The 12098-nt window shown below is 48.9% G+C and carries 11 protein-coding genes and 2 pseudogenes; 1 reads left to right on the top strand and 12 read right to left on the bottom strand.

All coding sequences use genetic code 11. The features are described from left to right. Positions 1 to 52 precede the first annotated feature (52 nt). From KNV97_RS06460 to bolA, 12 genes and pseudogenes are all read right to left on the bottom strand, one after another. Positions 53 to 802 (bottom strand): DUF2884 family protein, encoded by a 750-nt coding sequence (locus KNV97_RS06460; protein WP_136483151.1) that lies wholly within the window; start codon positions 800 to 802, stop codon positions 53 to 55. A gap of 180 nt (positions 803 to 982) precedes the next feature. After that, positions 983 to 2050: pseudogene (dinB, locus tag KNV97_RS06455) on the bottom strand (DNA polymerase IV); the annotation flags it as partial. A 174-nt stretch (positions 2051 to 2224) separates the two neighbouring features. Further along, positions 2225 to 2459: pseudogene (locus KNV97_RS06450) on the bottom strand (DUF2789 domain-containing protein). Between the two features lie 194 nt (positions 2460 to 2653). Next, the gene (gene nqrM, locus KNV97_RS06445; protein WP_020331624.1) at positions 2654 to 2887 is read right to left on the bottom strand and encodes a (Na+)-NQR maturation NqrM; all 234 of its coding nucleotides are present in this window, start codon (positions 2885 to 2887) and stop codon (positions 2654 to 2656) included. Positions 2888 to 2905: 18 nt separating this feature from the next. After that, a complete protein-coding gene (locus KNV97_RS06440) occupies positions 2906 to 3913 on the bottom strand; it encodes an FAD:protein FMN transferase (RefSeq protein WP_136482181.1) in 1008 nt (335 codons plus the stop codon). A 191-nt stretch (positions 3914 to 4104) separates the two neighbouring features. Further along, entirely contained in the window at positions 4105 to 5328 is a 1224-nt protein-coding gene (gene nqrF / locus KNV97_RS06435) for an NADH:ubiquinone reductase (Na(+)-transporting) subunit F (RefSeq protein ID WP_136482179.1), read from the bottom strand. Positions 5329 to 5361: 33 nt separating this feature from the next. Continuing rightward, on the bottom strand, positions 5362 to 5958 hold the full coding sequence (nqrE, locus tag KNV97_RS06430; RefSeq protein ID WP_136482177.1) for an NADH:ubiquinone reductase (Na(+)-transporting) subunit E: 597 nt from the start codon (positions 5956 to 5958) through the stop codon (positions 5362 to 5364). A gap of 7 nt (positions 5959 to 5965) precedes the next feature. Beyond that, positions 5966 to 6598, bottom strand: a complete 633-nt coding sequence (locus KNV97_RS06425) for an NADH:ubiquinone reductase (Na(+)-transporting) subunit D (RefSeq protein WP_136482175.1) — start codon at positions 6596 to 6598, stop codon at positions 5966 to 5968. After that, positions 6598 to 7365 (bottom strand): Na(+)-translocating NADH-quinone reductase subunit C, encoded by a 768-nt coding sequence (locus KNV97_RS06420; RefSeq protein WP_136482173.1) that lies wholly within the window; start codon positions 7363 to 7365, stop codon positions 6598 to 6600. The genes KNV97_RS06425 and KNV97_RS06420 overlap by 1 nt, the downstream gene beginning before the upstream one ends. Continuing rightward, on the bottom strand, positions 7355 to 8599 hold the full coding sequence (locus KNV97_RS06415) for an NADH:ubiquinone reductase (Na(+)-transporting) subunit B (protein WP_218562756.1): 1245 nt from the start codon (positions 8597 to 8599) through the stop codon (positions 7355 to 7357). Before KNV97_RS06415 ends, KNV97_RS06420 begins: the two co-directional genes overlap by 11 nt. A 5-nt stretch (positions 8600 to 8604) precedes the next feature. Then, positions 8605 to 9945 (bottom strand): Na(+)-translocating NADH-quinone reductase subunit A, encoded by a 1341-nt coding sequence (locus KNV97_RS06410; protein ID WP_218562755.1) that lies wholly within the window; start codon positions 9943 to 9945, stop codon positions 8605 to 8607. 480 nt (positions 9946 to 10425) lie between these two features. Next, on the bottom strand, positions 10426 to 10734 hold the full coding sequence (gene bolA, locus KNV97_RS06405) for a transcriptional regulator BolA (RefSeq protein WP_136482167.1): 309 nt from the start codon (positions 10732 to 10734) through the stop codon (positions 10426 to 10428). Positions 10735 to 10947: 213 nt separating this feature from the next. Between bolA and KNV97_RS06400 the strand changes: the two genes are divergently transcribed. Beyond that, the gene (locus KNV97_RS06400) at positions 10948 to 12081 is read left to right on the top strand and encodes a methyltransferase (RefSeq protein ID WP_218562754.1); all 1134 of its coding nucleotides are present in this window, start codon (positions 10948 to 10950) and stop codon (positions 12079 to 12081) included. Positions 12082 to 12098: the final 17 nt, after the last annotated feature.

Here is a 12098-nt window from a genome sequence, read left to right as displayed (position 1 = left end):
GGCACCTAACTAACCGGGAATACGAAAAAGGGCGCTGTCGCGCCCTTTTATTTTAGATCGTAAAAACCTGATAATTCTTGAGTTCAGGTATCTTTTTATGCAGTTGCTGCTCTTGTTGCACCATTTCGTCCAGCGAATCACATAACTCTTGGCGCTCTTCCTCGATGGTTTGTGAATGCTCACTGAATCTCTGTTCCAGTCGCGAGCGCAACTGTGCCATGGTATTACCCAGCTCGGTCAGGTTGATGCCACCATCCTGATTCATTTTGGCGGCAATCGCATCAAAGGCACCGCTGAGAAATTCCTGGGTAAACAGAGCACGGGCTTTATCGAAATCCTGCTGCCATTGCTGGCTCATGGATTCAAACGTATCCGCCGGCAGAACCCAGTCGCCCTCTTTTTGGTAGCGGGCTTCAATATCCGTCACAAACTGCTGCAGTGACTGTTTGACCTTGTCAAACGCCTGTGGCGCATCGATACTGTCAGCCACATCGTCCAGAATATCATTGGCCATGGCAACGCCATCCTGGGCGACCTGGCGCGCTTTCGGTAACGCATCGGCGATACTTTCACGGTAGGACTCCAGCGCATCCTGCTGCTCGGAATTCAGCGCCTGTTTCTGGCCTGACAAATACAGGTTGTTGTCGTGATCCAGTAAGGCTGTCGCGCCATTGGCGGTATGGATTTCAACATCAGAGCCACGGCTAAGACGCAGTTCATTTTTCACATCCACCGTCTGGCACTGAGCCGCCCACAAAGAGCCACTGGATAACAAAGAAATCACTAATACTAACTTTTTCATCATAGCCTCAGTTTGTCTGTTTTTGCTCACCATAACCAAAACCATTCAGCACTTGGTTAACCGCGAGTCAGTTATTACGCTGACTGATGTCACCATCGTCAAGGCTGCGCAGCATATGCTGTCGCCAAATAAAGCGCAAGCGTGGCGCATACATCTGCCTGTGACAGATTCCATCGTGGCGGATTCAAAAAAGCTCAGTTGCCGGATCTGATCTTCCGGCTTTAACATTACGCTTAATCCAAGCAAGCGAATTTCGCGTCCTTTTTGCCGTTTGAGCACCTCGCTCAGCAACAGCTTAAAATCGTCCAGTTCAAGTTGTGGGTGAATGTGCTCGATGGTGGTCTGCTGAAAATCGGCGAACTTCACTTTAATCCCCTGCTTGATGATACCGCGCTCGGCCGAGGCGCGGGTCAGACGGGCATCCAGTTCAGGGTAAAGACGCTGCTCAATCACCTGCCAGCACTCCTCGTAAGTCGAAATATTGTGGCTGAAGGTTCGCTCGACCCCGACCGACTTGCGCTCGCGTTCGACCACGACTTCTCGCTCATCAATGCCGTGGCTTTTCTTCCATAACGACGCTCCCAAGCGACCAAAACGGCGCAGCAGCTCACGGTAATCACTGTTTTTAATATCCTCGCACACAAAAAAGCCGGCCTGGTTGAGCTTTTCCAGACTGACTTTACCGACTCCGGGTATCTTACCCAAAGGCAGCTTATCGACCACGTCCTGAACCTGGTCCGGCGTCACCACATAACAGCCGTTAGGTTTGTTGATATCGGAGGCGACTTTGGCAAGAAACTTAACCGGAGCGACCCCGGCCGACGCGGTCAGATGCAGCTCATTCCAGATATCACGCCGGATGGCTTCAGCAATCAGAGTCGCGCTACCGTGGTAAGCCGGTGATGCGGTGACATCCAGATAGGCTTCATCCAGCGACAATGGCTCAATCAAATCGGTATAGCGTTGAAAAATGGCATGAATCTGACGGGAAACGTCTTTATATACCGACATGCGCCCGGGAACCACCAGCAGGCCCGGGCACAGTTTTATTGCCTGTGCAGTCGGCATCGCGGAATGCAAACCGAACTTACGGGCTTCATAGTTACAGGTGCTCAACACGCCACGCTGCTTCTCTGAACCGCCGACAGCCATCGGCCGGCCGCGGTAGTGAGGATTATCCCTCATCTCCACAGCAGCATAGAAACAGTCCATATCAATATGGATAATTTTACGAATCCGCTCGGCCATCTTTGTTCAGTCAGTGATGATGAATTACTGTTTAAAAAAACAGTATACACCAGTTAAGCTGCGAATCGATCAGCATGAGCAACAATTCATCTATCTGCGTTAATCTGTCCGTTCAGCGAATAAACAAATGAGGCTTTTCTGCCTGAAGACTAACGCTATGGCTGACGCAATATTTCAGGGACGCAGCATGACATCCAGCTGATCCACCAGCTCGGCCCAATCTGCATCCTGCTCAATCGCCTGTTTGAGAAAATGCGCCTGAGATGCGCTCCAGAATCCCGCCTCATGTAAAGGCGCGCTGTCGCGCTGGTGCTTATGCTGAGTAATAAAATCGCGCATTTCCTGCGGACTGCTTCCCTAACCCGAGCTGTTCAAACAGCTCCGCCATACCATGTTGATGCAGTTCCATAGTTCCTCCAATAAGGGGATTGCTCTGATCCCATGAATGCTTAAAACAATCTGATGTGTCAGGACACAATAAATATCCGAACTCGCTCATTGAGTATAGCGTTGCCAGGCGAAAGCTTCTGCCAGGCAGCAGGTATAAAAAAACCGGCCTGAGCCGGTTTTCTCTGTTATTACGTTTTAAGCAATGGCAACGGGTTACGCAATGCGATCTTTTTCCCAGGCGGCAATGCGTTCCGCACGGGCTGCTTCTCGGGCTTCACGCTTCTTACGCGCATCACACGGCTCGGGACAGTTACACACTTTCTCGATGCCAACCGCACCCAGACCACCGCAGCTGCCTTTTACTACTTTTTTCTGGAAGATATAGCCGACCGCCATCGCAGCGATAACAGCCAGAAATACTCCGAATGTAATCAGAAAAGTATTCATAATTCCACGCTCACTCAGTTAATTACGGTTGAGATAAGGCTTGAAAGCACTTGATGCGACTTCTTTAAAACCGTCGTCAGTCTTTACAATCATAAAGACCGGAATCTGGTTTTGCTCCGCAATCTCAATACCTTTTTTATCGCCTAATACCATCAGGCCGGTCGCCAGACCATCGGCCGTCATACAGGACTTATCTAATACGGTAACAGATACTACACGGTTATGTATAGGACGCCCAGTCTGTGGATCGATAATGTGCGAGTAACGGACACCATCGCGTTCAAAGTAATTGCGGTAATCACCGGAGGTGGCAATCGCCATGTCACCCGGCTCAATGATTTCCTGTACACTGCGCTCATCAACGGTGGGTTTCTCAACCGCAATACGCCACGGCACACCATCACGATTACGACCTTTGAGCCGGATTTCTCCGCCCACTTCCACCATGTAGTTGTGAATGCCCTGTGATTGTAGATAATCGGCTACCACATCCACCCCCCAGCCTTTGGCAATCGTTGACAGGTCAACATACAGATGCGGCAGATCTTTACTCAGCTTATGGCCATCCACACTCAGATGGTGAATGCCGACATTAGCCTTCCGCTCGGCCAGTTCCTCATCACTCGGTACCACTTCCGGACGCGCCTCCGGGCCAAAGCCCCACAGATTGACCAGCGGACCAACGGTCACATCCAGTGCGCCTTGCGTCACCTGATTAAGACGAATTGCCTCTTTAACCACAGTGGCAGTCTGCTCTGAAACCTCATACGGCTCAGTACTCTGATGCTGATTAAAACGACTCAGTTCTGAATCTTTACGGTAGGTCGACATCTGATCGTTGACCTGCTCCAGCAAGCGATCCACTTCGGTTTGCAAAGCTTGTGAGGACGGCTGGCCATCCTGAACTATGTATTTGATGTTGTAGGTCGTGCCCATCGTCGGGCCACTTAAATGCACTTGCTGAGGTGGCTGCTCGCAACCGGCCAACAGCAATAAGGATGCGAATGCAACAAGCCAGTTTTTCACTTGTTTACTCCTTGAGGTCAGTAAATAGATATAGGGAAATCCGAATCCCGACGGTCAGCAGGCTCCTCGCCTTATTTACCTATATCTACTCAGGTATGTCTCGGTGTGAATATATTGATACCCAGACCAGAGAGCCAAAAAAGAATGGCTGACTCAAACGAGCCAGCCATAAAGATATCACTTACTGTGGATTAACCACCGAAGTCATCCAGCAGGATGTTTTCGTCTTCAACACCAAGGTCTTTCAGCATGCCGATAACAGCTGCGTTCATCATTGGTGGACCACACATGTAGTATTCACAATCTTCAGGCGCCTCATGGTCTTTCAGATAGTTTTCGTACAGTACGTTGTGGATGAAGCCAGTGTAACCATCCCAGTTGTCTTCCGGCGTAGGATCAGACAGTGCACAATGCCAAACGAAGTTATCGTTCTCACTTTGCAGCATGTCGAAATCTTCTACGTAGAACATTTCACGACGTGAACGTGCACCATACCAGAAAGACATCTTACGTTTAGACTGCAGACGTTTCAGCTGGTCGAAGATATGTGAACGCATCGGAGCCATACCAGCACCACCGCCGATAAAGACCATTTCTGCGTCAGTATCTTTAGCGAAGAACTCACCGAACGGACCAGAAATTGTACACTTATCACCTTCTTTCAGTGACCAGATGTAAGAAGACATTTGGCCTGGTGGTACGTCTGGGTTGTTTGGCGGCGGAGTCGCGATACGCACGTTCAGCATGATGATGCCAAACTCTTCCGGGTAGTTCGCCATTGAGTATGCACGGATGATTGGCTCATCCACTTTAGACTCGTAGCGGAACAGGTTGAATTTATCCCAGTCACCACGGAATTTTTCCGGTACGTCGTAATCGGCGTACTTAACATGGTGAGCAGGTGCTTCAATCTGAATGTAACCACCAGCACGGAATGGGACTGATTCGCCATCCGGGATCTGCAGTTTCAGTTCTTTGATGAAAGTGGCTTTGTTATCGTTAGAGATAACAGTACATTCCCACTTCTTAACACCAAAGATATCTTCTGGCAGTTCCAGCTCAAGATCATTTTTCACTGCAACCTGACACGCCAGACGCTCACCTTCACGCGCTTCACCTTTAGTAATATGGTCAAGCTCGGTAGGCAGAATGTCGCCACCGCCAGATTTAATTTTCACACGGCACTGACCACAAGAGCCACCACCACCACAAGCAGACGAAACGAATACGCCAGAGCCCGCCAGGGCACTCAGCAACTTACCGCCTGGTTGGGTCACGATCGCTTTTTCAGGATCGCCATTGATAGAGATTGTAATGTCACCTGTTGGTACCAGCTTAGATTTGGCGAACAGAATCACCAGAACCAGAGCCAGAACAATCAGAGTAAACATCACTACACCAAGAATAATGTCCATTGACTATTCCTTTATTGTTGCGGTTTACCCGACTTACAGTTGAACACCAGAGAAAGACATAAAGCCCAGCGCCATCAGACCCGCTGTGATAAAGGTAATACCCAGACCACGCAGACCAGGAGGCACGTCAGAATATTTCATCTTCTCACGGATACCTGCAAGAGCGACGATAGCCAGCATCCAACCCAGACCAGAACCGAATCCGTAAACCACAGATTCACCGAAGTTGTAGTCACGTTGTACCATGAAAGATACACCACCGAAGATCGCACAGTTTACTGTGATCAGCGGCAGGAAGATGCCCAGCGCGTTGTACAGAGGTGGGAAGAAACGATCGAGGATCATTTCCAGAATCTGTACCAGCGCCGCAATAACACCGATAAAGGTAATAAAGTTCAGGAAGCTAAGATCGACTCCCGGAGCCAGCGCATCAGGTCTCAGAACCAGGTTATAAACCAGGTTGTTAACGGGTACAGAGATAGTCAGTACGACAGTTACCGCGATGCCCAGACCAAATGATGTCTTAACTTTCTTAGATACCGCCAGGAAGGTACACATACCCAGGAAGAAAGACAGTGCCATGTTCTCGATGAAAATCGATTTAACCAGCAAACTAATATAATGTTCCATGACGCCCTTACTCCTTCGCTTCTACTTGTTCAGGTTTGAAGGTACGGATCGTCCAAATCAGGAAACCGATTAAGAAGAACGCTGAAGGTGCCAGCAGCATCAGACCATTTGGCTGGTACCAGCCACCTTTGCTGATCAGAGGCAGTACTTCCAATCCGAACACTTTGCCTGAACCCAGCAGCTCACGGAAGAAGCCCACAGTGATCAGTACAAAACCGTAACCCAGACCGTTAGCGATACCATCGATGAACGACGGAACCGGTGCTGACTTCATCGCGAATGCTTCTGCGCGACCCATTACAATACAGTTAGTAATGATCAGGCCCACGAATACCGACAGCTGTTTAGAGATGTCGTACAGGTATGCTTTCAGGATTTGGTCTACCACGATAACCAGTGATGCGATGATCGCCATCTGCACGATGATGCGAACACTGCTCGGAATGTGGTTACGGATCAAAGACACGAAAAAGTTAGACAGAGCAGTAACAAACATTACCGCCAGAGTCATAACGAATGCTGTTTCCAGCTTAGTCGTTACTGCCAGAGCAGAACAGACACCAAGAACTTGCAGCGCGATTGGGTTGTTATCCAATACCGGCGCGACAATGCTCTTTTTAAGATCTTTTGCGCTAGCCATTAGTTCAGACCTCCGTCACGAACTTTTGTCAGGAACGGACCAAAGCCCATGTCACCCAACCAAAAGTCGAATTGATGTTGAACACCATTACTGGTCAGTGTTGCACCCGACAGAGCATCAACACCGTGCTCAGAACCTGCTGGCGCGCCACCTTTCACGATTTTAATCGCTGGTTTGTGGTTTTCGTCATACAGCTTCTTACCAGGCCACTGGGCACGCCAAGATGGGTTTTCAACTTCGCCACCCAGTCCAGGAGTTTCACCCTGTTCGTAGTAAGTAATACCCGCAACAGTGTTGCCGTCTGTTTCTACTGCAACAAAAGCGTACATCATAGACCACAGGCCGTTACCGTGAATCGGCAGAATCACTTTCGATACTTTGTCGCCGTCTTTGACCAGGTAAACAACACCGGTATTTGAACGGCGAATGATCTTACCGAAGTCTTCATCCGCTGGCAGTTTGATTGACTCAGCAGGATCTTTCGCTGCTGCGCGCTGATCAAATTGCGCTGCGTTACCTTCGACAAAATTACCTGTCTTGAAGTCAATCAGACGCGGTTCAATGTACTGAGCGAACAGCTCAGGAACTGAACCTGACTCTTGAATGCCAGCCACTTCGATGATTTTGCTTTGCTTGTCTAACAGGGCGTTACGTTGCTGTTTACTACGCAGACCCACTGCCGCTGTCGATACGATGATTGAGCACACCAGGCTCAATGCAATAACAACAAACAGCGTCTTTTTAATGCTATCGTTCTTACTTGCCATAGCGCGCTAGTCTCCGTTTGATGTTTTTCTCAATCACAATGTGGTCGAACAGCGGTGCAAATAGGTTCGCGAACAGAATCGCCAGCATCATACCCTCAGGGTAAGCCGGGTTAATCACGCGGATAAGCACACACATTAGGCCAATCAGAATACCGTATGCCCACTTCGCTTTATTGGTAAATGAAGCGGAAACAGGGTCAGTCGCCATGAAGAACATACCGAATGCAAAACCACCCAAAACCAGGTGCCAGTGCCAAGGCATGCTGAACATTGCGTTGGTATCTGAACCAATCACATTAAACAGGGTCGACAGCGCAATCATACCGATCATCACACCTGCGATGATGCGCCATGAAGCAATCCCCATGTAAACGATAAATGCAGCGCCGATAGCCAGAGCCAACGTCGATACTTCACCAATAGAACCAGGAACATTACCGATGAAAGCGTCCATCCAGGTAATTGCCTGGCCAGTTGCCGAGTTCACCAGAGCACCGTTACCGCCTTGTGCCCACTGGCTCAGTGCTGTTGCACCAGAGAAACCATCTGCCGCAGTCCAAACCAGATCACCAGAGATTTGCGCCGGGTATGCAAAGAACAGGAATGCACGGCCTGCCAGAGCAGGGTTCAGGAAGTTACGACCTGTACCACCGAATACCTCTTTAGCAACCACGACACCAAAGGTAATACCCAGAGCCGCTTGCCATAGTGGCAGCGTTGGCGGAACGATCAATGCGAACAGGATAGAAGTAACAAAGAAACCTTCGTTAACTTCGTGCTTACGCACCATACAGAACAGCACTTCCCAGAAACCACCGACAATAAAGACTGTCGCGTAGATAGGCAGGAAGTAAGTCGCACCCAGCAGCATTTTGCTGCCCCACCCCGCGTCAGACGCAAGCGTGCCACCCAGCATCTCTGTCAACCAGTAATGCCAGTTGCCATCGATGATAGAGGTCAGTTGCGCACCCGCATACATGTGGTTTAGTGCTGCGATAGCCTGACCACCAGCGTTGTACATACCCCAGAACATGGCCGGGAATACTGCTAGCCAAACCATGATCATGATACGTTTCAAATCAACGCTATCACGAACGTGTGAGCTTTTTTTCGTCACCAAGCCAGGGGTGTAGAAAACTGTCGCAACAGCTTCGTACAGAGCAAACCATTTTTCGTGTTTGCCACCTGGTTCAAAGTGAGGCTCGATATCTTCAAGAAACTTTTTGAGGCCCATGAAAATTACCCTTCCTTCTCAATCTTGTCCAAGCACTCACGCAGAAGCTGACCGTACTCGTACTTACCCGGACATACAAAGGTACACAGCGCCAGATCTTCTTCGTCCAGTTCCAGTGCGCCCAGTGCTTGCGCACTGTCGGAGTCACCGGCACACAGATCACGAAGCAACAGAGTCGGCTCCATGTCCAGCGGCAATACTTTTTCATAGTTACCGATTGGTACCATTGATCGATCACTACCGTTCGTTGTTGTGGTCATGTTGAACAGCTGACCTTTGAACAGGTGACCCAAGAAGGCACGGGTGACTGAGAATTTGTTCTTACCCGGCATAGCCCAGCCCAGGAAGTCCTTCTCGCGACCTTCACGCAGTACAGAAACTTGCAGATGGTAGCGACCAAGGTAAGCATGAGGACCAGATGCTTTTACACCAGACAGCACAGAGCCAGAAATAACACGTACTTCACCAGGCATGATTTCATTGCTGGTCAGTTGGTCAAGGCTTGCACCTAAAACGGTACGGATAATACGTGGTTTGTTTACGACAGGGCCAGCCAGTGACACCACACGCTCACTGAACAGTTCGCCAGTCAGGAACAGCTTACCAATCGCGATAACGTCTTGATAGTTGATGCTCCAAGCCACTGTTTCTGCATTTACCGGGTACAGGAAATGCATGTGAGTGCCAGGCAAACCGGCAGGGTGAGGACCGTCAAAGACGTGCTCTTCTACGTTAGACTGAGAAGAACGTGGCAGGCTGTTGCCTTTCTTACACACGTAAACTTTGCCTTCAGTCAGGGCAGACAGCACATCCAAGCCAGCAACGAAGGCTTCGGATTGCTCATTGATGATCACCGTCGGCTCTGCTGCCAATGGATTGGTATCCATTGCCGTAACAAAGATTGCCTTCGTGGTGGAATCAATAGCGGGAACCTTGCTGAACGGACGAGTACGCAGCGATGTCCAAAGACCAGATTCAACCAGTTGAGTTTTCACCGCTTCACGGTCAAGACTAGCTAGCTGATTGGCTTCAAACTTGTTGAAAGTTACCTGGTCATCACCTGCTACTTCAATCACTACGGATTGAAGAACACGTCTTGCACCACGGTTGATTTCAACAACTTTACCGCTGACTGGTGAAGTAAACAGAACCCCTGGATTCTTCTTATCTTCAAAAAGAACTTGAGCTTTCTTTACTTCATCACCTACGCGAACATGCATCGTAGGACGCATGCCAACGTACTCTTCGCCAAGCAAGGCGACTTTGTTGATGGCTTTGCCATCACTAATCACCTGGGATGGAGTTCCTGCGATAGGAAGGTCCAAACCCTTTTTTATTGTAATCATACGCACTTGCACTACTTTTTTATCGGGAAAAAGATTCTTTAATTGCGTAAATTCGAGACGCACTGAACTCTGCGAGCTTGCATGAATAGAAGCGACTGCAGAAGTGGACTGTCTCTAGACACGACATTTTCAGTGTCCGCTTCTGGCTGTAAAAAGCCAAAACCGCAACATCCTATTAAAAATCTCAGCACCTAGTCAGAGTGAGATTTATCAGGTGCGATATTCTAGCACCTTTTCGGAACTTGATGCCATGATCAATCCCCTCATCAGTCGCTTTATTTGGGGTTAAATGAAGAAGCAGACCGATGTATTGACCATAAATTTGAAGCACCGCACACTTAACTAGTGCGACGGTTTTCGCGCACTGGGTCACACATTTATTGACTGAAACAATGCTTAATTTTAATTTTATTAACGCCACTTGTTGAAAAGGTGTTAAGCATTTGCACACTCTTGCACCCGATCGCGTAATGTTTACACTTAATGGCCACCACCGACACACATCGGACTGTCCGGGGCGCTGTTTTCCTTCTCATTCCATTCTTGTGGCGTATAAGTGTGAATCGCCAGCGCATGGATATGATTTGATAGCTCTTCCATCAATGCCTGATTGACCTGACGATGACGCGCCAGTAAACGCTGTCCGGCAAAGCTGTCACTGACCACAATCACTTTGAAATGGCTTTCCGAACCAGGCGCAACATTATGCATATAACTCTCATTTATAACTTTAAGATACTCTGGCTGAAAAGCATTATGTAATTTAGTTTCAATCACTTCTTGAATCATAGGTATTCCTTGTCACGCGAACGCGGATAAACGTAAACCGGATGGCTCAACACCAGCATAGCGGCTTAACGTAAAAAGAGTCATGTAAGGCTGTCGGCCTTTAAATACGTGGCTTAGTTTACTCGTGCATGACGGGAAGAGAAAGGTTTTGGTTTCAACATCCATGTCCATTTGAGACAATGGCCGCGACTTGTCATTAACTACATTGCAAATATGAAAACTGAGCTTTCACTTCACGAACGCCATCTCACGCTAAACCGTTTCCCGCCGCGTAACAATGAGACGCTGCAAGCCTGGGACGCCGGTGACGAGTATCTGATTAATCATGTTGAAGAGTCGGGCTTGCCGGCTGACAGCCACATCCTGGTCCTCAACGACAGCTTTGGAGCGCTGAGCTGCTGGTTCGCTGACCGGCATCGGGTCACTATGATGAGCGACTCGTATATCGCCCATCAGGCCGCGCTGAATAACTTACAACACAACCATTGCGCCCCGGTGACATTACTGACCACGTTGGATGATATACCTGACGATGTCGATCTGGTCATCATGCAAATACCGCGTAATAACCGTCACTTAGTATGGCAACTTAGTCAGTTAAGGCAGCACCTGCCAACATCGTGTCAGGTTATCGCCGTCAACAAAGCGAAAGAGATCCATACCTCGACGCTTAAGCTGTTTGAGAAGTACCTGGGTAGCACCGCCACCTCTCTGGCTTGGAAAAAACATCGTTTAGTGTTCAGCCAGCCAAATAGCCAGGTCATACTTGACGTCGGTCCGGATACACGCTGGCAAGTGGAAAACAGTGACATCACGCTGAATAATCTGCCGAACGTTTACTCCGGAGAAAGCCTGGATCAAGGGGCAAGATTTTTATTACCTCACCTGCCGAGTGATGAAAAGCTGGAACATTTTATTGATCTTGGTTGTGGTAACGGCGTGTTATCGGTACGAATGGGTCAACTTAATCCACAGGCGCGCATTACTTGCGTGGATGAAAGCTTTATGGCGACCGAATCGGCACGGCAAAACCTGCAGAGCAACCTGCCGGGCGAGCGAAATGTGTCCTGTATTACCAACAACTGCCTGGATGGTTTCGAGGCCAACAGCACTCAACTGGTGGTGTGCAATCCGCCCTTTCACCAACAGCAGGCGATTACCGACCATATTGCGTGGCAAATGTTCTGTGACTCAAAGCATGTTCTCAGTAAGGGTGGCAAATTATTAGTGATCGGCAATCGTCACCTCGGCTACGATGTAAAACTGACGAGATTATTTGGCCGCTCTCAAGTAAAGACTGTCGCCAGCAATAAGAAATTTGTTATCTTACAGGCTATTAAGAAATAAGCATTTAAGCATGCTCA

The organism is Vibrio ostreae, from assembly GCF_019226825.1.
GTDB classification, from domain to species: Bacteria; Pseudomonadota; Gammaproteobacteria; order Enterobacterales; family Vibrionaceae; genus Vibrio; species Vibrio ostreae.
This window is presented reverse-complemented; position numbering and strand designations above follow the sequence as displayed.